General features: G+C 62.7%; 15 protein-coding genes. 12 read left to right on the top strand and 3 right to left on the bottom strand.

Annotated features, from left to right (window positions below; all coding sequences use genetic code 11):
• Positions 1–99 precede the first annotated feature (99 nt).
• From GRI65_RS04765 to GRI65_RS04745, 5 genes are read left to right on the top strand one after another with little or no spacing between them, the layout of a single operon-like run.
• Entirely contained in the window at positions 100–1,485 is a 1,386-nt protein-coding gene (locus tag GRI65_RS04765; protein ID WP_160755345.1) for a TIGR03013 family XrtA/PEP-CTERM system glycosyltransferase, read from the top strand.
• A complete protein-coding gene (gene prsK / locus GRI65_RS04760) occupies positions 1,464–3,617 on the top strand; it encodes an XrtA/PEP-CTERM system histidine kinase PrsK (protein ID WP_332872596.1) in 2,154 nt (717 codons plus the stop codon). Before GRI65_RS04765 ends, prsK begins: the two co-directional genes overlap by 22 nt.
• Complete coding sequence (prsR, locus tag GRI65_RS04755) at positions 3,617–4,993, top strand: PEP-CTERM-box response regulator transcription factor (protein WP_160755344.1); 1,377 nt, start codon at positions 3,617–3,619, stop codon at positions 4,991–4,993. The genes prsK and prsR overlap by 1 nt, the downstream gene beginning before the upstream one ends.
• On the top strand, positions 4,977–6,770 hold the full coding sequence (locus tag GRI65_RS04750; protein WP_160755343.1) for a tetratricopeptide repeat protein: 1,794 nt from the start codon (positions 4,977–4,979) through the stop codon (positions 6,768–6,770). The genes prsR and GRI65_RS04750 overlap by 17 nt, the downstream gene beginning before the upstream one ends.
• A 41-nt stretch (positions 6,771–6,811) precedes the next feature.
• Complete coding sequence (locus GRI65_RS04745) at positions 6,812–7,765, top strand: bile acid:sodium symporter family protein (protein ID WP_160755342.1); 954 nt, start codon at positions 6,812–6,814, stop codon at positions 7,763–7,765.
• Here the strand turns inward: GRI65_RS04745 and GRI65_RS04740 are convergent.
• On the bottom strand, positions 7,737–8,810 hold the full coding sequence (locus GRI65_RS04740; protein ID WP_202391097.1) for a DUF475 domain-containing protein: 1,074 nt from the start codon (positions 8,808–8,810) through the stop codon (positions 7,737–7,739). The genes GRI65_RS04745 and GRI65_RS04740 overlap by 29 nt on opposite strands.
• A 68-nt stretch (positions 8,811–8,878) precedes the next feature.
• Complete coding sequence (panB, locus tag GRI65_RS04735; RefSeq protein WP_160755341.1) at positions 8,879–9,751, bottom strand: 3-methyl-2-oxobutanoate hydroxymethyltransferase; 873 nt, start codon at positions 9,749–9,751, stop codon at positions 8,879–8,881.
• A 146-nt stretch (positions 9,752–9,897) separates the two neighbouring features.
• Here panB and GRI65_RS04730 point away from each other — a divergent pair, with 146 nt between their 5' ends.
• Together GRI65_RS04730 and GRI65_RS04725 are read left to right on the top strand one after the other, a co-directional pair.
• Positions 9,898–11,313 carry a sodium-dependent transporter gene (locus GRI65_RS04730; protein WP_160755340.1) on the top strand — a complete coding sequence of 472 codons (1,416 nt, stop codon included), beginning with the start codon at positions 9,898–9,900 and terminating at the stop codon, positions 11,311–11,313.
• A 97-nt stretch (positions 11,314–11,410) separates the two neighbouring features.
• Entirely contained in the window at positions 11,411–12,976 is a 1,566-nt protein-coding gene (locus GRI65_RS04725; protein WP_160755339.1) for an amino acid permease, read from the top strand.
• A 79-nt stretch (positions 12,977–13,055) separates the two neighbouring features.
• Here the strand turns inward: GRI65_RS04725 and GRI65_RS04720 are convergent, their stop codons facing one another.
• Positions 13,056–13,538 carry a pyridoxamine 5'-phosphate oxidase family protein gene (locus GRI65_RS04720; RefSeq protein WP_160755338.1) on the bottom strand — a complete coding sequence of 161 codons (483 nt, stop codon included), beginning with the start codon at positions 13,536–13,538 and terminating at the stop codon, positions 13,056–13,058.
• A gap of 167 nt (positions 13,539–13,705) precedes the next feature.
• Between GRI65_RS04720 and GRI65_RS04715 the strand changes: the two genes are divergently transcribed.
• From GRI65_RS04715 to GRI65_RS04695, 5 genes are read left to right on the top strand one after another with little or no spacing between them, the layout of a single operon-like run.
• Positions 13,706–14,563 (top strand): ImuA family protein, encoded by an 858-nt coding sequence (locus tag GRI65_RS04715; RefSeq protein WP_408609023.1) that lies wholly within the window; start codon positions 13,706–13,708, stop codon positions 14,561–14,563.
• Positions 14,457–16,064 carry a DUF6504 family protein gene (locus GRI65_RS04710; RefSeq protein WP_160755337.1) on the top strand — a complete coding sequence of 536 codons (1,608 nt, stop codon included), beginning with the start codon at positions 14,457–14,459 and terminating at the stop codon, positions 16,062–16,064. Before GRI65_RS04715 ends, GRI65_RS04710 begins: the two co-directional genes overlap by 107 nt.
• Positions 16,065–16,113: 49 nt before the next feature.
• A complete protein-coding gene (locus tag GRI65_RS04705) occupies positions 16,114–17,370 on the top strand; it encodes a putative DNA modification/repair radical SAM protein (protein WP_160755336.1) in 1,257 nt (418 codons plus the stop codon).
• A 44-nt stretch (positions 17,371–17,414) separates the two neighbouring features.
• The gene (locus tag GRI65_RS04700; RefSeq protein WP_160755607.1) at positions 17,415–18,815 is read left to right on the top strand and encodes a UdgX family uracil-DNA binding protein; all 1,401 of its coding nucleotides are present in this window, start codon (positions 17,415–17,417) and stop codon (positions 18,813–18,815) included.
• Between the two features lies 1 nt (position 18,816).
• Positions 18,817–22,323 (top strand): error-prone DNA polymerase, encoded by a 3,507-nt coding sequence (locus GRI65_RS04695; RefSeq protein ID WP_160755335.1) that lies wholly within the window; start codon positions 18,817–18,819, stop codon positions 22,321–22,323.

The raw sequence follows: 22,323 nt of genomic DNA, 5'->3' as shown, positions 1-22,323 counted from the left end.
GGAAATGCGCTGCAAAATTAGCGGTGTAAAGTTTACCGACATTTCATAACTGCGGCCTAATCCGGTGGTTCCAAAGAAGGAACTTCGGACGCAGATGGCATGATCCGCCTGTTCAAACACTATATTCCCAATGCAGTGATGCTGTTGGGACTGTTCGATCTGGGCTTGCTGTTCCTGGCCGGGGAACTGGCGTGGTTACTGCGCGCGTCGCAAATCGGTATTGATCCCGGTTCCATTGCCGAACGCGCCATGCCGCTTGTCGGTTTTGCGCTGATCGTCTGGATCGCGATGATTTCGGTCGGGCTTTATGGGGCCGAGGCTACCCGGTCGATGCGCTATGCCTGTGCCCGGCTGCTGGTCGCGGTCAGCCTCGGCATCATCGCGTTGTCGGTGATCGATTTCATCATGCCCGGTGCCACGTTCTGGCGATCGACGCTGATCTACGCGATGGTCTTGGCGATTGTCCTGGCAATATTGAACCGGCTCATCATCGGCGGTTTTCTGGGCACTTCGGCCTTTCGGCGCCGGGTCATGGTGCTCGGCGCTGGGTCGCGTGCGCAGCGGCTCAAGAAGCTCGCAGAACGGCCTGACAGCGGCTTCGTGATCGTATCCTACATCGGCATGAGCGAAAGCGAGACCGGTGTGCTGGAGGCCATCCCGCGCACTGCAATTCACGATCTCGGACGCTTCGTGGAAAACCTGGGTGCGAGCGAAGTGGTGTTGGCGTTGGAGGAACGCCGCAACGCGGTTCCGATGAAGGACTTGCTCCGGATCAAGACGATGGGCGTCCATGTCAACGATTTCAGCAGTTTCATGGAACGCGAGACGGGCCGGGTCGATCTCGATTCGGTCAACCCGAGCTGGCTGATTTTCTCCGACGGGTTCTCGTCCGGCCGGATGATTTCCAGCGCGGCCAAACGTGTGTTCGATATTGTTGCGAGTTCCATTCTGCTAGCGCTGACCCTGCCGATCATCATCGTGTTTGCAATACTGGTGAAGCTCGATAGCAAGGGTTCAGCCTTTTTCCGCCAGACCCGTGTCGGTCTGTACGGACAAAACTTTCCGGTCATCAAGCTTCGGTCAATGCGCATCGATGCGGAGAAGGACGGGGCGAAATGGGCGCAGCAGGATGACCCGAGGATCACCCGCGTGGGCAGGTTCATCCGCAAGGTCCGGATCGATGAACTGCCGCAAACCTGGAGCGTCCTCAAAGGGCACATGAGCTTCGTCGGCCCGCGGCCCGAGGTGCCCCAGTTCGTTGCCGACCTGGAAGATCACCTGCCATTCTACGCTGAACGGCACATGGTAAAGCCCGGAATCACCGGTTGGGCCCAGATCAATTATCCTTATGGCGCTTCGATCGAGGATTCGCGCCACAAGCTGGAATACGACCTCTATTACGCCAAGAACTACACGCCGTTTCTCGACCTGTTGATCCTGCTACAGACGTTGCGCGTGGTCCTGTGGCCGGAGGGCGCGCGGTGACTGGCGGGGCGTCCGATTTGTGGATGCTGGCAAGCTTCGCGCTGCATCTTGGCGGCGCGATCGTGTGCGCTGTCGCGGCGGCGTGGGTACTTCGCCGCGGGGACATCAAACGGCCGGACCGCCGCGCTACCGTTGCCTCGCTCTGTATCACCGCATTGTCATGCGGCTTGATCGCAGCGCTCGGCCCAGACGCTCCGATGGCGCAGGCATCCGAAAGCTTCCGCAATCTCGCGTGGATATTCGTCCTTTACCAATTGTTTGTCGCCGACGGGCGCGCCCGGAGCGTGGCCCCGATCCGTCCCGTCATCGCTGCTCTTACGTTCGTCGAGATACTCCAGCCGGTATTGTTGGTCCTCCAGTTGCGCTACGCGGTCACGTCCGACCTCGCTGTGCTTGCTTTCGAGGCGAGTGTCAGCTTCCGGATCATGGTTGCGGTCGGCGCGCTGGTGCTGCTGCACAACCTTTACGGCGGCGCATCACCGGCGACACGGCAGGCCTTTCGCTGGACAGCCATCGGCCTGGCGATGCTGTGGCTGTACGAACTGAATTATCAGACTACCGCCTATCTCAGCGGATCCCTGCCGACGGAACTTTCAGCGCTGCGCGGGCTCGTGTTTGCGGCGCTCGGCGCACTTGTCGCGGTGGGAGCCAGTCAGGCTGGCGGATCATTGATGCTGCGCCCGTCACGCAAGGTTACCTTTCAGACATTATCGTTGCTACTCATCGGCGGATACCTTGCGGTGATGGTGCTGATCTCTGAATCGATCGCGCTCCAGCGCGGGGACCTCGCGCGGTTTACCCAGGTCGCGTTCGTATTCGGGGCTTCGGTGTTCGCCGTCCTGTGGCTCCCTTCGAAACGTCTGCGCGGTTGGCTGCGGGTAACCATGGTCAAGCACCTTTTCCAGCATCGCTACGATTACCGGGTGGAGTGGCTGCGCTTTACCCAGACGCTGGGGCAGGGCGGGGAAAACTCACACTCGCTGTATGAACGGGTGATCCAGGCGTTGGCTGATATTACCGACAGCCCCTCGGGCTTGCTGCTGCTGCCGAACGAGCAGGGTTCGTATGAACTCGCGTCGCGCTGGCAATGGCGGAATATCGACGTGCCGGCAGAGGCAATGTCGGGACAGATGGCTTCACTGCTGGAAAGCGGTAGCTTCGTTGTCGATCTCGACGACGTCCGGCAAGGCGGCAACCGTTATGGCGAGGCGCCGCTGTTGCCGGACTGGCTGGCAGCAGAACCGGATGCGTGGGCACTGGTGCCCCTGCTGCATTTCGACCGGCTCACCGGCGTGGTGGTGCTCAGCCGACCGCTGGCACCGCGCAACCTCGACTGGGAGGATTTCGACCTGCTCCGAGTTGTAGGCCAACAACTCGCCAGCTATATTGCCGAACAGGCGGGACATCATGCGCTGATGGAATCCGCCCGGTTCGAAGAGTTCAACCGCCGCATTGCGTTTGTCATGCACGACATCAAGAACCTGGCCAGCCAGCTGACACTGCTAGCGCGCAATGCCGAGCGCCATGCGGAAAACCCCGAATTTCGCGCCGATATGCTGGTTACCTTGCGCAACAGCGCGGAAAAGTTGAACAGCCTTCTGGCCCGTTTGGGGCGTTACGGGGCGCACGGCAGCGACCGGCGCGAGCCGTTCGAACTGGCCAAAGTCGTCAAGACGGTGGCCGACCAGTATTCCAGCTTGCATCCGGTCCAGGTCATCCATGCCGACAGCTGCAAGGTTTTGGCCGATCCGGAGGCGCTGGAACAGGCGTTGATCCATCTCGTCCAGAACGCCGTCGATGCCAGCGATGAGCAGTTTCCGGTGATGCTTGATGTGTCGACCGACGGGGTGATGGGCCGGGTTGAAGTGATTGATTCCGGCTCCGGAATGAGTCCCGAATTCATCCGCAACGGGCTGTTCAAGCCCTTCGTCTCGTCCAAGAACGCCGGCTTCGGGATCGGCGCATTCGAGGCGCGGGAGCTGATCATGGCGATGGGCGGACGGCTCGACGTGGAATCCCGCGAAGGGCTCGGCACTCGCTTTGCCATCCAACTTCCGATCGCCGCTGCTGCGGACCTGCTCGCCCGTACCGAAACGCGTGCTGTAACCAATTCCAGAACCGAGGTTGCCTGATGGCTTTGCCAGACAAGAAGACATTGCCGAAACTGCTCATCGTGGAAGACGACGAAGGCCTGCAGGCACAGCTCAAATGGGCGTATGATGATTTCGACGTGACAATTGTCGGCAACCGGCAGGACGCGCTGGCCGCGCTCCGGGCGGAAGAACCGGCCGTGGTTACGTTGGACCTCGGATTGCCGCCCGATCCCGATGGCACAACCGAAGGGTTCGCGGTGCTCGACGCGATCATGGCCCTCAAACCGGATACGAAAGTCATCGTCGCTTCCGGCCACGGCGCGCGGGAAAGTGCGCTGCGGGCGATCGAGCACGGGGCATATGATTTCTACCAGAAGCCGATCGACATCGAGGCCCTCGGCCTGATCGTGAAGCGGGCCATGAACCTGCATGTGATCGAACAGGAGAACCGGCATCTTGCTTCCCAGGTCGGCGAGGACAAGACCGTGCTCGGCCGCCTGATCACCGCCGCGCCGGAAATGGTCAAGGTTGCCCGGACCATCGAGCGGGTGGCGAAAACCAATGTCTCGGTGATGCTGCTGGGGGCGAGCGGAACCGGCAAGGAATTGCTCGCCAAAGGCCTGCACGACGCGAGCGACCGTAGCGAAGGTTCCTTCGTGGCGATCAATTGCGCCGCAATCCCGGAAAACCTGCTCGAAAGCGAATTGTTCGGGCACGAAAAGGGTGCGTTCACTGGCGCGGTGAAAACCACGGAAGGCAAGATCGAACAGGCGCATGGCGGTACGCTGTTCCTCGACGAAGTGGGCGACATTCCTCTGCCGCTACAGGTCAAGCTGCTGCGGTTCCTGCAGGAACGCACCATCGAACGGATCGGCGGGCGTAAGGCGATCGAGGTCGACACGAGGATCGTGTGCGCGACGCACCAGGACCTGGAAGCGATGATTGGCGAAGCGCAGTTCCGGGAGGACCTGTTTTATCGCCTGGCAGAAATCGTGATCAAGATACCTTCCCTGGCCGAACGCGCGGGTGATCCCACTCTGTTGGCGAAAGCGTTCCTCAAGCGCTTCGCGGCGGAGATGAATCCGCAGGTTACGGGCTTCGCGAAGGACGCGCTGGCGGCGATCGATGGCTGGGGCTGGCCGGGAAATGTCCGCGAGCTTGAAAACCGGGTCAAGCGCGCGGTAATCATGGCGGACAGCAAGCTGGTCGGCGCGGAGGACCTCGATTTGCATGCAAACGGCGAGGAGGAGGGGCTTCCACTGAACCTCAAATCCGCGCGGGAGCAGTCGGACCGCAAGATCATTCGCCACGCGCTCGCCCGCAGCGAGGGCAACATCTCGAGCACTGCCAAAATGCTCGGGATCAGCCGGCCCACGCTGTACGACCTGCTCAAGCAGTATGACCTGCAAACCTGACGCGCGGCGGCTTCTGCGCAGTGCTGGCGGCGGAGTGGGAGCTATCCTGCTGACGTTGGCGGCCTGCGCGGAGCCGCCGCCGCCGGCGCCTCCGGTCGAACAGGCCCGGCAAGCGCTGGCCGCGCGGGATGGGCTGGGTGCGGAGATCATCCTGCGGGAAATGCTCGCCGAAGGGATTACCGAGCCGGAAGTCGCCGCCTACCTGGGCGAAGCGGAACTGCAGCAGGACCAACCCGAGGAAGCGCGCCGCTGGCTCGAACCGGAGGCATTCAGCCCTGACACCAGCGGGCTCGGTTTCCATATGCTCGGCCGTCTCCGGATGCGTGACGGAAACCTGCCGGAAGCGGGAAAAGCGTTCGATCGAGCGCTGGATTTCATCCCGGATAGCCCGGACCTGTGGGTCGATATCGGCCGCCTTCGCTACCTTGGCGGAGAGCAGAAGCAGGCCGTAGAGGCGAGCGTTCGCGCCGCCCAATTGGGGCCGGACAATGTGGCGGCGCTCCAGTTTCGGGCGCAGTTGGTACGTGACTCCGCCGGAATGGAAGCGGCCCTCCCTTGGTTCGAAGCGGCGTTGGCGCGCAATCCCGACAATCTAACATTGCTTGGCGATTACGCGGCGACCCTCGGGGATGCCGGGCAGCCGCGCGAAATGCTGGTGGTCGTCCGCCGGATGATCGAACTCGACGAAAGCAGTGCGCGGGCATTCTACCTTCAGGCGGTGCTCGCCGCGCGGGGCGGGCAATTCGACCTGGCACGCAGCCTCCTCGACCGCGCCGGTAGCCTTCAGCGCGAGACACCGGCCGCTATGCTGCTCTCGGCGATCGTCGATCTGGAAACCGGCAATTACGCCAGCGCCTCCCAAATGCTCGACCGGTTGGAGCGGATGCAGCCCGACAACGCGCGTATCCGCTTGCTGGCGGCGCGGTCGCTTGCACTTGGCGGAAATCACCGCGAACTGGTTTACCGCTTCGAAGATCGCGCGGCGGAGACGGGTGCATCGCCGTATCTGGCCACGCTGGTCGGCCGGTCGTACGAAGTGTTGGGCGAGCGAGGTGAGGCTGCCCGCTTTCTCGACCTTGCTGCGCGCGGCCCGATGACTGGATTGCATCCCCTGCCGTCCGAAACGAACCTCGACGTGGCGCGCACCCGCGGATTCCGGACAGGGCGCGATGCGGTTGCGCTGGTGCGCGGTCTGATCGGGGCCGGGCAATATGTCGCGGCGATTGAGGGTGCGGAAGCGTTCCTCCGAAGGGCTCCCGGATCCGGAGACGCCTTGGCGCTCGCCGGTGACACTTATCTATTGGCTGGACAGGGCGCGAAGGCCGCGGACTATTACGCTCAGGCTGCGGCGATCCGGCAATCCTGGCCGCTGACCCGGCGAATGGTCGCTGCCGAACTTGCCGCTGGGCGCCGACAATCCGGGCTGACATTGTTGGAATACCAGCTGGCGAATAATTCGGCGAACACCGCTGCTGCGCTGATGTTGGCCGAGGCCAAGCTGCTTGCGGGCGATGCGGCCAAGGCGGCCCGACTGCTCGACCTCGCCATTGCCAACGGGGCCCGGCGCGATCCGCAGGCATGGATGTTGCGCGCTCGGGCTGCGGTCGTGTTGGACGATCCGGGGACCGCGCGCGATGCCGCGACGCGTGCCTATTCGCTGCAACGGATGAACCCCGCGGCGACGGCCTTGCTGGCACGTATCCTCAAGGAAACAGGCGGCGATGAGGCGCAGATCCTGGCGCTGGACCAAAAGGCCGTCAAACTGCAAGCGCGCTAAGCGCTCGACAAGGCGCGGAATTCTGGGGCAGGGCGGCGGCGATGTTTTCCCGTATCGATCCGATGGTCCGCCTGCTGGTTCTGGCGACGCTGCTCGCCAGCGTGTTTCCCGCTATCGGGCCGTACCGCGACGGCGCGCAGGCCATCAGCAATGCGGCGGTTTTCCTGCTGTTCTTCCTCAACGGAATGCGCCTGTCACGAAGCGACGTGGCCAAGGGCATGGCGAACTGGCGGTATCTGTCGGTGCTAGCCCTGTGGTCCTTCGGTGCGCTGGCGCTGGTCGGGCTGGGGTTTGCCCGCACGATGGACGGACTGGTGCCGCCACTGGTGGCGCTGGGATTTCTCTATCTTGGGGTGCTGCCATCCACGGTGCAGTCGGCGACGGCGTATACCTCGATGGCGGGCGGCAACGTCGCGATTGCGGTGGTGGCGGCTGCGCTGCTCAATATGCTCGGCGTCTTCGTCAGCGTCCCGATATTTTCGGCACTCGGCGGCGGGGCGGAAGCGGAGCTGGGGACAAGCGGGCTGGTGAAGATATTCCTGGTCCTGATCCTGCCATTCGCGCTGGGCCAGGTCCTGCAATCACGCGGCGGAAGGTTCGTCCACGACCATCCGGTGATGATCCGCTGGATGGACCGCGCCGCCATTTCTATCGCCGTCTACGTCGCGTTTTCAGGCGCGGTCGAGCAAGGCATCTGGGGCCTGCTGGACGCGGCAAGCTGGGGCTGGCTGCTCGGTGGGCTGATCGCCATGCTGACGGTCGCTTACGGCGGCGCATGGCTGGTCGGCGGCGCGATGAGGCTCAACCGCGCAGACCGGACCGCATTCCTGTTCGGCGGCGCGCACAAGAGCGTCGCAATGGGCGCACCGCTTGCGCTGGTGCTGTTCCCGCCCGGAACTGCGGGCCTGATTTTGGTGCCGCTGCTGATTTACCACCTGCTGCAGCTGGTGGTGTCGGCGCCGCTGGCTAATCGTCTGCAAGCGTTACCGAAGTAGCCGTACCCTCGCGCCGGTTGTGGCGAATGGACCACCACAGCGACAGGCCGATCAGGGTTGCGCCGATCAGGCCGGTTATCGTTTCGGGGATATGGACCACCGCGGAAACCAGCATAATCGCGCCGAGTGCGATGATTGCCCAGAATGCGCCGTGTTCCAGATAGCGGTACTGCGCCAACGTGCCGGTGCGGACGAGGTGGATCGTCATGGAACGGACGAACATTGCCCCCACAGACAGGCCCAGCGCGATGATGATCATGTTGTTCGACAGCGCGAACGCACCGATGACCCCGTCAAAACTGAAGGAGGCGTCAAGCACTTCGAGGTACAAAAACCCGCCAAGGCCGGACCGGACCATCTCGCCGGCGGCCTTCTTGCGCGTTTCCCGCGCTTCGATGATCGCGCCAACCGCGTTAACCCCGATGAAGGTTACCAGACCAAGGACACCGGCGGTAAGGAAGGTCAAAGCGTCTTCTTCGGACAGCATGGTCGAAATGCCGTAGATCGCAGCCAACAGCAGACCGATTTCGACCGCCGGGACGCTGGAGAACCGGTTGATGAACCGCTCCACATTGGCGATCCAGTGCACATCCTTGTCGGCATCGAAAAAGAAGCTGAGCCCGACCATCGCAAGGAACGCACCGCCAAAACCGGCAATGCCGATATGCGCGCTGGACACGATCTGCTCGTATTCCTCGGGGTTGTTCAGCGAAAGCGTGACAGCTTCGACCGGGCCGAGATTTGCCGCAATCGCGACAATGGCGATCGGGAAGATGATGCGCATCCCGAAGACGGCGATGGCGATGCCCCAGATCAGGAAACGCTCCTGCCAGACTTCGTCCATCTCGCGCAGGACCGTCGCGTTGACCACCGCGTTGTCGAAGCTGAGCGAAATCTCCAGAATCGAAAGGACAAAAACGATCCACAGGATCTGGGCGGTTGCGGCGAAGCTGCCGGTGCTGCTCCATCCGTACCAACCGGCGGCCAGAAAGCAGGCGGCGGTGAAGACCAGGGAGAATTTGTAATAACGCAGGATCGTGCCCATCAGGGGAGCCTCTTCGATTTCAGGTTTGGGCAGTGCCGCAAATGTGTTCGTGGATGGCGAGGACTTGGTCAGTCCTTCGGTTGATACGTCTGTTCTTCGCCAGGAAAGCTGCGATTGCGCACTTCTTCGGCATACCGGGTCACGGTTTTCTGGATGATACCGGCAATATCCTCATACCGCTTCACGAAACGCGGCACGCGCTCGAACATGCCGAGCATATCCTCGGTGACCAGCACCTGCCCGTCGCAAAGGGCGGACGCGCCGATGCCGATCGTCGGGCAGGCGACCGACTTCGTGACGTCAATTGCAATCGGTTCGACCACGCCTTCGACCACGATAGCGAACGCGCCCGCATTATCGAGCGCCTTCGCATCGGACAGGATCTTTCCGGCTTCGCTATCAGTGCGGCCGCGCGCGCCGTATCCGCCGAGCACATTAACCGCCTGCGGGGTAAGCCCGACGTGGCCCATTACCGGAATTCCGCGTTGGTTGAGGAACGCGACGGTTTCCGCCATCGCTTCCCCGCCTTCCAGCTTTACCGCCGCCGCGCCGGTCTGCTTGAGCAGCAACGCCGCGCTCTCGAACGCTTGCTGCGGCGATGCTTCGTAGTAACCGAAGGGCATATCGATCACCACCACCGCGTGGTAGCTGCCGCGCACGACAGCAGCCCCGTGATTGGCCATCATCTCCATCGTGACCGGAATGGTCGATGGCAGTCCGTAAATGACCTGGCCGAGCGAATCTCCCACCAGCAGCAGGTCGCAGTGTTCGTCCAGCAACTGGGCTTGCCGCGCGGTGTATGCGGTCAGCATCACCAGAGGTTCTGCGGTGACCCCGTCCTGCTTTCGGGCGCGGATTTTCGGCACCGTCAGGCGCCGCATGGGCTGCGGCGTAGGGTTGGCGCGGCTGGTCGAGGTGTCGAGCTGGAAGGTGGTGGACATGGCGGCGGTTTAGCGGCGTCATCGGATAAACGCAAAGTCGATAAATTGGCCCGCCCCCTCGACGCCCGCGGGATTTCTCTGCACAAGCTGAGGCCGGAAAAGCGCACCTTGAAGATGCGTGCTCAGATAAACGGAGAATTTGCACGATGGTTGTCACTACCGGATCCGACGGAATTACCCCGCGCGATGGCTGGTCGTCGCGGACCGCCTTCATCCTCGCAGCGGTTGGTTCTGCGGTCGGGCTCGGCAATCTGGTTCGCTTTCCCGCGGAGGCCGGAGCTAATGGCGGCGGCGCGTTCGTGTTGTTCTACATCTTCTGCATCGTGCTGATCGGCTTGCCGGTGCTGTTGTCCGAAACCCTGATCGGACGCCACGGGCAGTCTTCCGCAACCGAAAGCGTGCGCCGGATGGCGGCGGAATCGAAAGCTTCCCGCTATTGGGAAGGGCTTGCGGGCCTCGGGGTGATATCGGCTTTCATGATCCTGGCGTTCTACTGCGTCATCGGCGGCTGGGTGCTGTACTATATCGGTGTTTTCGTGGGTGACCTGTTCACCAGCGGTGTGACCGGCGGCGCGCTGGCCGGAATGTCGGCGGAAGATATCAGCGCCATCTTCCCGGCGTTGCTGGAAAACGGCCTGCTGATGACCGTCCTGGACCTCGTGTTCGTGGTGATTACGGTCTATTTCGTCGCTCGCGGTGTTTCCGGAGGGATCGAGATTGCCGCGGTGTGGCTGATGCCCGCGTTTTTCATCCTGCTCTTGGGGATCACCATTTACGGCGCGTTCGGCGGGGCCTTTTCCGAAACGCTGACCTATCTGTTCACGGTCGATTTCACGAAGCTCACCCCGGACGTGATGCTTGCGGCGGTGGGACAGGCATTTTTCTCGCTTTCACTCGGCGTGGCCGGAATGATCACATACGGTTCCTACGTCGGGCGTGACGTCAATCTGGCGGGCACATCGGCGATCATTGCCTTTGCCGACACATCGGTCGCCCTGGTCGCGGGACTGTGCATTTTCCCGATCGTGTTCGCGGCGGGGCTTTCGTCGGAAGGCGGCCTTGGCCTGATGTTCGACACCTTGCCCCATGCGTTCCAATCCATGCCCGCTGGTTCGGTAATCGGCCTCGCGTTCTTCATCATGGTCGGTTTCGCGGCCCTGACGAGCTCGGTCGCGCTGATGGAAGTGCCCACCTCCTGGGCGATGGAAAAATTCAAGACACGCCGCATGCCGACGGCGATCGCGATTGCTACCCTTGCGGGGCTGCTTGGCGTAGCCTCGGCCTATTCTATGAATGCGCTGTCCGGTTTCCACCCGCTTGGCTTCATTCCGTTGTTCGAGGGCCTGGGGATCATGGACACGCTCGATTCCGTGACCGCTAAACTGTTCATGCCGATCGGAGCCATACTGACCGCAGTGTTCGTTGGCTGGATCGCCGACAAGCGCCTGATCAATGGGGAGAACGGGCTCGACGGCGGCCTTCACAAATTGTGGCTGTTCCTGGTCCGGTGGCTTTGCCCGGTGGTTTTGACCCTGATCGTGCTGTTCGGAATCTTCGGCTGAAGATTCCGGATTGCGGGCGTAACAAAACTGAATAAAAGCGCTGTGCAGACTGGCGGCGCGGGTAGTTCCCGGACCGAGTCTGGGGAATGCTGCCATCATGTTGATTGATCGCGTCAAACCGCTGAGCGCTATTCTGGCTGCAGCGGAGAAAAAGTCACTTCATCGTAGTCTCGGCTGGTTCCAATTGATGCTGTTCGGCATCGGTTGTGTGATCGGTACGGGCATTTTCGTTCTCACCGCTGCGGGGGCGCAGAAGGCAGGGCCGGGCTTAATGCTCGCCTTCGCCATAGCCGGTGCGATCTGTATCGTCGCGGCGCTGTGCTATGCCGAGATCGCCGCGATGATCCCGGTGTCGGGCTCGGCCTATACCTATACCTACGCCACCATGGGGGAGTTTCTCGCCTGGACCGTGGGTTGGGCGCTAATCCTCGAATACGCCGTGGCTGCCAGCGCGGTATCGGTCGGTTGGTCGGGCTATTTCAGCGGCACCATCCTGAGCGAATTTTTCGGGGTCAATTTGCCGCCGTGGCTGGCGGCCGGGCCGCTTGCACTTGGCGGTGCTCCGGGCGGATTGATCAACCTGCCGGCCTTGGTGATCGCGTTGCTGGTTACATGGCTGCTGATGATCGGGACGCGCGAATCGGCGGTGTTCAACGCGATCCTCGTGGCCATCAAGGTGACCGCGCTGACCGTGTTCATCTTCCTCACCATCCCGCAGGCGGAACTGGCGAACTTTAACCCGTTCCTGCCAGCCGGCGTGTTCGGAGGCCTGGGTTCGGGTGTCGGCGCGGTGGGCGCAGCGGCGACGATCTTCTTCGCCTATGTCGGGTTCGACGCGGTTTCCACCGCAGCGGAAGAAACCAAGGATCCGCAGCGCAACGTGCCGATCGGGCTGGTTGGGTCGCTATTGTTCTGCACCGTGTTCTATATCCTGGTCGCGGCCGGAGCTATCGGCACCATTGGCGGGCAGCCGATCATGGGACCGGGCGGCGTGCCGTTCCCTGCCGGGTCGGAGCAATTGGCGCTGCAATGCGCGATGCCGCAATATGCCCAGATGCTGGTCTGTTCGGACGAGGCGCTGGCCCATGTGCTGCGCGAGATCGGCTTCTCCAAGGTCGGTAACGCGCTTGGTATCGCGGCCTTCCTCGCCCTGCCATCGGTGATTCTGGTGCTGATCTTTGCCCAGACGCGCATCTTCTTCGTCATGAGCCGTGACGGGTTGCTGCCCGACGTCCTCAGCCGCGTGCATCCCAAGTGGAAAACGCCGCACATTGTGACCGCCATTACCGGCGTAGTGGTTGCCGTGGGCGCTGCTTTCTTCCCGGTCGGGCAGTTGGCCGATATCGCCAATGCCGGTACGCTGTATGCCTTCATGATGGTGGCAATTGCGGTGATGTTGCTGCGCAAGTCCGCTCCGGATGCGAAGCGAAGTTTCCGGACCCCGGCGCTGTGGTTTGTCGGACCTGCCACCATTGCGGGCTGTATTTTCCTGTTCGCCAATCTGCCGTTCGAGGCGATGCTGGTGCTGCCGGTGTGGGGCGTGATCGGACTGGTCGTCTATTTTGGTTACAGCCGCAGTCGCAGTCATCTCGGCAAGGGTGTCGTCGAAGTGGTGGACGAAATCGGCGGCGAGGAAACCATGGTTCCGATCGATCCGCGATAGGAACGTTCCGCAATAGTGCGATCATAAAAAAGGCCGCTTCCGTTATGGAAGCGGCCTTTTTGCTGTCGGTGTGCCCGGATCAGAGGGCGGTTTGGGTATGTTTTTCCTCGGCATCGTCATGGACGGTCATGCCCAGCGCCATCTTGGCGGTGTTGAGCAGGCCCATTTCGCCGTTCCACAATTCGGCGGCGCCCAGATCCATTCGCAGGAACAGGATGTCGGGATCGGTTTTTCCGCCGTCGTACCATGCCTCGACAAAATTGTTCCAGAACTGGTCGAAACGCTCCTGGCTGGTTTCCACCGACAGGTTGCCGTGGAATCGGGCGAACATTTCATGGCCCTTGCCTTCGAAGGTCGCGGTAGCCGGGCCCAGCTTGGCGAAACTGCTGTTCTTCTGGGTGTAGAACCAGATCGAACTGTTGGCGTCCTTGTCCAGCTGCGCCGTCATTGGAACCGCGGTCGAGGGTTCACCGTCGAGCTGAAGCATGATGAACGGCGAATCGGCCATGGACGTCCAGAACTTCTTTTTGAGCTCGTCGGCTTTTCCTGCGGAATATTTCATGGGTATCTCCTGATTAGGTGTCTGGTAGCTAGACGTTTCGCGCGCGGGTTTAGTTCCGTTGAAGAGGCCCGATTTCGTCGGAACAGGGACGGAACAGGTCCGGAACAACGATGAATTGCATATTGGGTAAAATGGGAACATAAGCGGAACAGACGAGTCGTTCCCTTATGCAAGCCGATGCCGATTCCCTTCCATGCCCGCCGTTATCCGGTGCGATTGCCGATTTGCCCGCCACGGTGCGCGGGGTGATGTCTGCGCGTGTTTCCGCCAAATGGACCCCGGGGCAGGGCCGGATCTACCACAGCGAAGTGTTTGCTTCAGGCCGCGACAGTAGCGGTGTTTGCGCGGCGCTGGCACTCGCGCAGGATGGGTTGCTCGCGCGAAAGCCGGCGCTGGGTGCTGCCCCGGCGCGGGTGCCCGAAATTTCCGACCAGCGTGCGATATTATGGGTGCAGGACCGCTCCTCGGTGCGGCTGACCGGGCGGCCCTATCGCCCCGGATTGCCAGCCGACCTGCGGCACCGGATCATCCATGTGGTCGCGGAAAAACCGGAAGATGTGCTGTTCGCGCTGGAAGAAGGGGTGCGGTGCCGCGATCTTGCCTGCGTGATCGGCGAAGTCACCGGCAACCCCAAGGCGCTGGGTTTCACCGCTTCGCGCCGGCTCAGTCTTGCAGCGGAACGGCACGGGGTGCCCCTGTGGCTCGTCAGGCTCGATGCTGATCACGACCTGTCCTCCGCCCGGATGCGGTGGGATGTCCGCGCCGCACCGTCCCCGCCGCCGCGGTGGAACGCCGACGCTCCGGGCAATCCTGCATGGCGGGCCCGATTGTTCCGTTCCCGCATGCATCCGCCGGGAGAATGGATCCTGCGCAGCGATCCCGCCGGACTTTCCGCCCAGAAACCAGCCGAAATACATCATGACAGCACCGCCCCCGCAGCCGCTAACGAATGCGACCCGAAACCAGCGCCGAATCCTGTCGATCTGGATCGCCCGACTGTCGGCCGATCGATGGCGGCTCTGTGAAGGGATTGCGCGGGGCGAAGGAGCCGACGCCGACCCGCTCGCGCTGATTACCGAGACCGCGCACGGCCCCCGGATCGACACCGCGAACGATGCCGGCCTTGCCGCCGGTGCGCGGGCGGGAATGATGTTGGCCGATGCCCGGACGCTGTGCCCCGATCTGGCAGTCAGGATATCCGATCCGGCTGGCGATCTCGATTTCCTGGAGAAACTGGCTGTGTGGGCGCAGCGGTGGGGCCCGTGGTCCGCGCTCGATCCGCCCGACGGCCTGCTGGTCGATATCACCGCCGTGGCGCATCTGTTTGGCGGGGAGGCAAGGTTGCTGGCCGATGTGGAGACGTGCTTTGCCCGGCGCGCCCTGGCCGTGCGGGTCGCCGCTGCGCCCACCGCCGGTGCGGCTTGGGCGCTTGCCCATTTCGGCCCCCGTGCGGCAATCCTGACCGGCGAGGATGACGCGCTGGAGCGCCTGTCCGGCCTGCCGGTGGCCGCGCTCCGGCTGGACGGCGATGTCCTTACCGTGCTCCGGCGGCTCGGCCTCAAGCGGCTTGGCGATATGACCGGCCGTTTCGGGGATACCAAGGGACGCGATGCGATCATGCGGCGGTTCCGCAACCGCCGTTCGCCCGCCGCCAATCCTTTGGTGCGGATGGACCAGCTCTTGGGCAAGGTTCCCGAACCGCTGCTGCCGGTCATCCCCCAGCGCATGCCGCTGGTCCAGCGCCGTCTGGCCGAACCGATCCGCCACCGCGAGCTGCTCGACCAGGTGCTGCACGATCTCGCTGCCGACATGGGCCGAGTACTGGAAGGAAGCGCGCAGGGTGCCCGCCGGTTGGAACTGGGGCTGTGGCGGGTGGACGGTGAAGTGGTGACCCGCCCACTTGAACTCAGCGCCGCCACCCGTGATCCGGCGCATATCTGCCGGTTGTTCGCTGCCAAGCTGGACGATGTCGACGCGGGTTTCGGGATCGAGACTATCCGCCTGCGCGCCAGCTGGGCCGAACCGCTCTCGCTTGAACAAAGCGATATCGAAAGCACCGCGGAAACGCACGGTACCTCGCTGTCCGCCTGTATCGACCGGCTGAGCGTTCGGCTCGGCCCGCGCGCGGTCCAGCGCCCTGTATCCCATGCCAGCCATATTCCTGAACGCGCGCAGCGGTGGCAACCTCCGTTGGAACCGGAACCAGCCTCCCAAGGAGAGTTAGCTTTCCATGCAAGACCGTTGAAATTGCTCGACAAGGCGGAATACATTTCCGTACTGTATGCGACCCCGGACGGCTTCCCCCGGCAGTTTCGCTGGCGGGGGAAAGTGCATGAAGTCGTCCGCGTGGAGGGCCCCGAACGTATCGCACCCGAATGGTGGCGCGAACGCTCGACCGTCCGCCTGCGCGATTACTACCGCATCGAAGACGGCGAAGGCCGCCGCTACTGGATCTACCGTCATGGCCTGATCGGCGATGGAAGAGGAGGGCTGCCCGATTGGTACCTGCAAGGCTTATGCGGGTGAGCATCGCTTTGTTCTTGCTGAAATTAGTAGCAGAACATATATAGAACAAATGTCGCAGCTCACCACCATCGAAAAGCTCGAAATCCTGGCCGATGCGGCGAAGTACGATGCGTCCTGCGCGTCGTCTGGCACGGCGAAGAAGAGCAGCCTTGGCGGGCCAAAAGGCAGGGGTGGTATCGGATCGACCGAGGGGATGGGAATCTGCCATGCTTATGCGCCCGATGGCCGGTGCATCTCGCTGCTGAAGGTACTGCTGACCAATCACTGCATTTTCGACTGCCATTACTGCATCAATCGCAAGAGCTCGAATGTGCGCCGCGCGCGGTTTACCCCTCAGGAGGTCGCAGACCTGACGCTCAGCTTCTATCGCCGCAATTATATCGAAGGGCTGTTCCTGTCCTCCGGCATCATCAAGAGTTCCAATCACACCATGGAACAATTGATAGAAGCGGCCCGTATCCTGCGGGAAGAACACGATTTTCGCGGCTACATCCACCTCAAGACCATCCCTGAGGCCGACCCCGAACTGGTTCATCAGGCGGGTCTTTACGCCGACCGGGTGTCGATCAATGTCGAATTGCCGACCGATGCCGGGCTGACTCGCCTCGCGCCGGACAAGAATGCCCGCCAGATCGAAGGCGCGATGAAGGGGGTGAAAAGTTCCATCATCGAGGCGAAGGACGCGAAGAAGCACTTCAAACACGCGCCGCGCTTTGCCCCGGCGGGCCAGTCCACCCAGATGATCGTGGGTGCGGACAGCGCGAACGATGCCGATATCGTGGGCAAAGCGAGCGTGCTGTATGGCAGTTTCGGGCTGCGGCGGGTCTATTATTCCGCTTTCAGCCCGATCCCCGATGCCAGCGCTGTGCTGCCGCTGAAACGCCCGCCGCTGATCCGCGAACACCGCCTGTACCAGTCCGACTGGCTGATGCGCTTCTACGGCTATTCTTCGGGCGAGGTGATGGCGGCCACGGGGGCGGACGGGATGCTGCCGCTCGATATCGATCCCAAGCTGGCCTGGGCGCTGAAATTCCGGGAGACTTTTCCGCTCGACGTCAACCGCGCCCCGCGCGAGATGCTGCTGCGGGTGCCGGGGCTGGGCGTCACGGCGGTGAACCGGATCATCGCCGCCCGCCGTCACCGCGTTCTCAGGCTGGAGGATATCGGCAAGCTGACGGTCTCGATTGCCAAGGTCCGGCCATTTATCTGCGCGCTGGACTGGCGGCCGACCGCGCTGACCGACCGCGCCGACCTGCGCAAGATGCTCGCACCCAAGCAGGAGCAACTGGAGCTGTTCGCCGCGTGAAACCGCTCGATTCTCCTACGCAGACCAGTAGCTATACCGTCATCATGCCCGCGCCGGATGATTTCGACTTCTGGCGGGAGACTGCCCGGGGGCTGGTGCAATGCGGTGTCTCGCCGGACCGGATTGCCTGGTCGGAGCCGGGCGGGGCGGGTGATCTGTTCTCCGGCAGTGGCGGGGATTTTCCGGTACCCCCTGCGAATGCGCCGCCGCCGCGCGCCAGCAAGCGCTTCCTGCAAGTTGCCCGGAATGCCGCGCTGCATTCCGATCCCGGGCGTTTCGCGTTGCTGTACCGCCTGCTGTGGCGGCTCCAGTCCAATCCGCGGCTGATGGAAGACAAGGCCGATGACGACGTCCGCCGGATCGAGGAACTGGACAAGAATGTCCGGCGTGACAGCCACAAGATGCACGCCTTCGTCCGGTTCCGCCTGGTTGAGGTGAATGAGCCCGGTGCCGCGCAAAGTGAAGATCACTACGTCGCCTGGTTTGAGCCCGATCACCATATCGTGCGCGCCAACGCCGGGTTCTTCATGCGCCGGTTCGCCAATATGAAATGGTCGATCCTGACTCCCCGAGGCTGCCTCCATTGGGACGGGGAGATCATGCGGGAAGGTCCCCCGGCGCAGCGCTCGGACGCGCCCGGCGATGACCCGGTCGAGGATTTGTGGCGCAAATATTATGCCTCCACCTTCAACCCCGCACGGCTGAAAATCGGCGCGATGCTGAAAGAAATGCCGCGGCGGTACTGGAAAAACATGCCCGAAACCGCGTTGATCCCCGAACTGATTGCGGGGGCGCAGGCAAGAGAAGCGAAGATGGTCACAGCGGGCGAACAGGATTTCGGTGAACGGCCAGAGACGCTGGCGGCGGTCGACCGTGCAATTCATGCGTGCCGCCGCTGCCCGATTGGCGAACTCGATAATCACGCGGTGATGGGGGAAGGGCCTGCGGACGCGGCGCTGATGATCGTCGGAGAACAGCCGGGGGATCAGGAGGATCTTTCCGGCAAGCCATTCGTGGGGCCGGCGGGGCAATTGCTCGACACGCACCTGCAGCGCGCGGGGATTGATCGCGGCGCGGCCTATGTCACCAACACGGTCAAGCATTTCAAATACGTGATGCGCGGCAAGCGGCGCCTGCACCAATCGCCCACGGCGAAGGAAATCGACATCTGCCGCTGGTGGATCGAAAGCGAACGCGCGCTGGTGAAACCCAAACTGGTGCTGGCGCTCGGGGCCAGCGCCGCGCGCGGGATGCTGGGCAAGACGGTCAGCATCTCCCGCGCGCGCGGCACTCCGCATCCCCTGGAGGATGGCAGCGAATTGTGGATCACCGCCCATCCGTCCTATCTGCTGCGCCTCGAAGGCGATGCGCAGCAGGAACAGACCCGCCTGTTCGAAGCCGATCTTGCAGCCGTGAGGGAGCGGCTCGCGGAGCTGACCGCGTGACATGCCGGAGGCAGCGCTCACCCCCGACAAACGGCGAATCGAACTCGACCCCGACTTGATCGCGCCGCCGCCGCGCGCGGAATTTGTCGAGCTGGGCCTGGTCAGCTGTTTCAGTTTCCTGCGCGGCGCCTCCGATGCGGTCGATCTGGTCTTGGCGGCGCGCAGCCTTGGGTACGATGCGCTGGGCATCGCCGATGCCAACAGCATGGCCGGCGTAGTGCGGCTGCATATGGAGGCGCAAACGCTCAAATTGCGGCCCGTTATCGGCTGCCGGATCGAAACGGTCGAGGGGCTGGCCTTCCTCGCCTATCCGCAGGACCGCGCAGCCTATGGACGGCTGTGCCGGCTGATCTCCGCTGGCCGAATGGCGACGCTGGAAGGCGAATGGCAGGTGAAGGGCGAATGCGACATTTCGCTCGGCATGCTGGCGGAGCACAGTGAGGGCGTGCAGTTGGTGCTGCTGCCACCGCGGGACCTGAGGCAGAATTTTACGATTGAAGTCGAGGACAATGTGATCCCCTTGCGCGGGGCAGAGATTCCCAGGGTGGTGCGGGAATTGCCGTTCGAAGCCACTGTCCCCCACTTGGTACGGCAATTGACCACGCTGCGCCATCTCGCCGCCAGCTACCTGTATGCAGGTGATGATATTGCCCGAATCGACCGCCTGGATGCGTTGGCCAAGGCAAACGGGCTGGCGCTCCTCGCCACCAACGATGTGCATTACGCAGCGCCGGACAAGCGCCCGCTGCAGGATGTGATGACCGCGATCCGGCACAAGACCACGGTTGATCGCGCCGGGCACCACCTGCACGGCAATGGCGAACGCCACCTCAAATCTCCGGGGCAGATGGCGGCGCTGTTTGCCCGCTGGCCGCATGCCATCCGCGCCGCGCGTGAAGTGGCCGATGCGTGCGATTTCAACCTTGAAGAACTGCGCTATGAATATCCGGAGGAGATTTACCCCAGCGGCAAGACCCCGCAGGAATATCTGGAGCAGCTAACCTGGGAGGGCGCAAAATGGCGTTATCCCAATGGCTTGCCCGGCAGTGTTGCTACCACGCTTGAGCGCGAGTTGGCCTTGATCGAGAAGCTCGACCTTGCGCGGTACTTTCTGACCATCAAGGATATTGTCGATTTCGCGCGGCATAAGGTGGATCCGCCGATCCTGTGCCAGGGGCGCGGCAGCGCGGCCAATTCCGCGGTGTGTTACTGCCTCGAGATTACCTCGGTCGATCCGGCCAAGCACGCGCTGCTGTTCGACCGGTTTATCTCCGAAGAACGCAAGGAGCCGCCCGATATCGATGTCGATTTCGAGCATGAGCGGCGCGAGGAAGTGATCCAGTATATCTACGAACGCTATGGCCGCCACCGCGCGGGCCTGTGCGCCACCGTGATCCACTACCGCCCGCGCATGGCGATCCGCGAAGTGGGCAAGGCGATGGGGCTGAGCGAGGATGTAACCAGCGCATTGGCCCGGACGGTGTGGGGCGGGCACGGACGCGAGATCGGCGAGGCACATGTCGCGGAAACCGGCATGAATCTGGACGATCCGCACTTGCGGCGGGTGCTCAAGCTGACCGAGCAAATGATTGGGATGCCGCGCCATTTATCCCAGCATGTCGGCGGTTTTATCCTGACCGAGAGCGCGCTTACCGAGACTGTGCCGATCGGCAACGGCGCGATGCCCGACCGGACCTTCATCGAATGGGACAAGGACGATATCGACGCGCTCGGCATCCTGAAGGTGGATGTGCTCGCGTTGGGAATGCTGACGTGTATCAGGAAATGCCTCGACCTGCTTGAAAAGCATCATGAAAGGCGGCTCGACCTGGCGACTGTGCCGCGGGAAGATCCGGAAACCTACGCGATGCTGCGCAAGGGCGATTCGCTTGGGGTGTTCCAGGTCGAAAGCCGCGCGCAGATGAACATGCTGCCCCGGCTGCGGCCACGGGAATTCTATGACCTGGTGATCCAGGTGGCGATTGTCCGCCCTGGGCCGATTCAGGGCGACATGGTCCATCCCTACCTCAAGCGGCGGCGGGGGGAGGAACGGGTCGAGATACCCGCACCCGGCGCGGCGCATGGCCCCCCGGACGAGCTTTCCAGCATTCTCGAGCGCACGCTGGGGGTGCCGATCTTCCAGGAACAGGCGATGAAGATTGCGCTCGATGCGGCGAAATTCTCCAGCCTCGAAGCGAACCGCCTGCGCAAGGCGATGGCAACCTTTCGCAGCCGGGGCATGGTGGATGAATTGCAGGACATGATGGTCGAGCGGATGGTCGACCGAGGGTACGACCGCGATTTCGCCCAGCGCTGTTTCAACCAGATCCGCGGGTTCGGTGAATACGGTTTCCCCGAAAGTCACGCCGCAAGCTTTGCGCATCTGGTCTATGTGTCGAGCTGGCTGAAATGCCATTTCCCCGCGGCTTTCGGTTGCGCGCTGCTCAATTCGCAGCCGATGGGGTTCTATGCCCCGGCCCAGATCGTGCGCGACGCGGCGGAGCACGGGGTCGAGGTGCTGCCGGTGGATGTGAACCATTCGGAATGGGACTGCACGCTGGAGGAAGTGGGCGCTTTGACCGGATATGAGCGGACGAGCGGCCGCCTCGACAAACACATCGCTCTGCGCCTCGGGCTGCGGCAGGTGGACGGGTTGCCCGAACATGTCGCGGCCAAGCTGGTGGCGGAGCGGGCGGAGGACGGTCCCTTTGCCGACGTTGCTAGCCTGCGGGACCGGGCTCGGCTGACCCCGGCGCATATCGAGCGGCTTGCCTCCGCCGATTGCTTCGGGTCGCTGGGATTGCCGCGGCGGCAAGCGCTGTGGGATGCCCGCAGCCTGGTGGCCGGGCCGGACCTGCCGCTGTTCAAATTCGCCGAAGAACGCGACGAAGGGGCGGAACGCGGGGCGATGCCGTTGCCGCAGATGCCCTTGTCCGAAGAAGTGGTGGCCGATTACCAGACGCAGCGGCTATCCCTGAAAGCGCATCCAATGGCGTTCCTGCGCGCCAGCCTAGGGGAGCGCAGCTTCGTGCGCGCCTGTGACCTGAGGGCCCGCAAGTTCCGCTCCATGGTGCAGGTGGCCGGCGTGGTGCTGATCCGCCAGCGTCCCGGCAGCGCCAAGGGAGTGTGCTTCATCACGCTGGAGGATGAGACCGGGGTGATAAACCTCGTCATCTGGCCGGATCTGATGAAGAAGCAGCGCCGGATCATCATGGGCGCGCGGTTGATGGAGGTGCGCGGGCGGGTGGAATATGACGACGAGGTGATCCATGTGATCGCGGCTCATCTGACGGATGCGACGCAGGATTTGCATGCCCTGTCGGACGACATGCTCAATTCGCCGGTCGCGCGCGGCGATCATGTGAACAATCCGCTTCCGGGTAAATTCAGCCCACGCGAGCATATCGACGCGCTGCCGGAACAGCTGGAACAGCCGCCAACGCGGGGCCATCCGCGTAACGCCCGCATTATTCCCCGGATCATTCCAAAGTCTCGCGACTTTCATTAG

It is taken from the genome of Allopontixanthobacter sediminis (assembly GCF_009828115.1).
Taxonomy (GTDB): domain Bacteria; phylum Pseudomonadota; class Alphaproteobacteria; order Sphingomonadales; family Sphingomonadaceae; genus Allopontixanthobacter; species Allopontixanthobacter sediminis.
This window is presented reverse-complemented; position numbering and strand designations above follow the sequence as displayed.

What these genes read in the sequence shown, in the direction of transcription:
- GRI65_RS04695 (WP_160755335.1), top strand. Translation starts at nt 18,817, where the DNA reads ATGCCGGAGGCAGCGCTCACCCCCGACAAACGGCGAATCGAACTCGAC.
- GRI65_RS04700 (WP_160755607.1), top strand. Translation starts at nt 17,415, where the DNA reads ATGCCCGCGCCGGATGATTTCGACTTCTGGCGGGAGACTGCCCGGGGG.
- GRI65_RS04730 (WP_160755340.1), top strand. Translation starts at nt 9,898, where the DNA reads ATGGTTGTCACTACCGGATCCGACGGAATTACCCCGCGCGATGGCTGG.
- GRI65_RS04715 (WP_408609023.1), top strand. Translation starts at nt 13,706, where the DNA reads ATGCAAGCCGATGCCGATTCCCTTCCATGCCCGCCGTTATCCGGTGCG.
- GRI65_RS04725 (WP_160755339.1), top strand. Translation starts at nt 11,411, where the DNA reads ATGTTGATTGATCGCGTCAAACCGCTGAGCGCTATTCTGGCTGCAGCG.
- GRI65_RS04745 (WP_160755342.1), top strand. Translation starts at nt 6,812, where the DNA reads ATGTTTTCCCGTATCGATCCGATGGTCCGCCTGCTGGTTCTGGCGACG.
- GRI65_RS04765 (WP_160755345.1), top strand. Translation starts at nt 100, where the DNA reads ATGATCCGCCTGTTCAAACACTATATTCCCAATGCAGTGATGCTGTTG.
- GRI65_RS04740 (WP_202391097.1), bottom strand. Translation starts at nt 8,810, where the DNA reads ATGGGCACGATCCTGCGTTATTACAAATTCTCCCTGGTCTTCACCGCC.
- panB (WP_160755341.1), bottom strand. Translation starts at nt 9,751, where the DNA reads ATGTCCACCACCTTCCAGCTCGACACCTCGACCAGCCGCGCCAACCCT.
- GRI65_RS04720 (WP_160755338.1), bottom strand. Translation starts at nt 13,538, where the DNA reads ATGAAATATTCCGCAGGAAAAGCCGACGAGCTCAAAAAGAAGTTCTGG.
- GRI65_RS04705 (WP_160755336.1), top strand. Translation starts at nt 16,114, where the DNA reads ATGTCGCAGCTCACCACCATCGAAAAGCTCGAAATCCTGGCCGATGCG.
- GRI65_RS04750 (WP_160755343.1), top strand. Translation starts at nt 4,977, where the DNA reads ATGACCTGCAAACCTGACGCGCGGCGGCTTCTGCGCAGTGCTGGCGGC.
- prsR (WP_160755344.1), top strand. Translation starts at nt 3,617, where the DNA reads ATGGCTTTGCCAGACAAGAAGACATTGCCGAAACTGCTCATCGTGGAA.
- GRI65_RS04710 (WP_160755337.1), top strand. Translation starts at nt 14,457, where the DNA reads ATGACAGCACCGCCCCCGCAGCCGCTAACGAATGCGACCCGAAACCAG.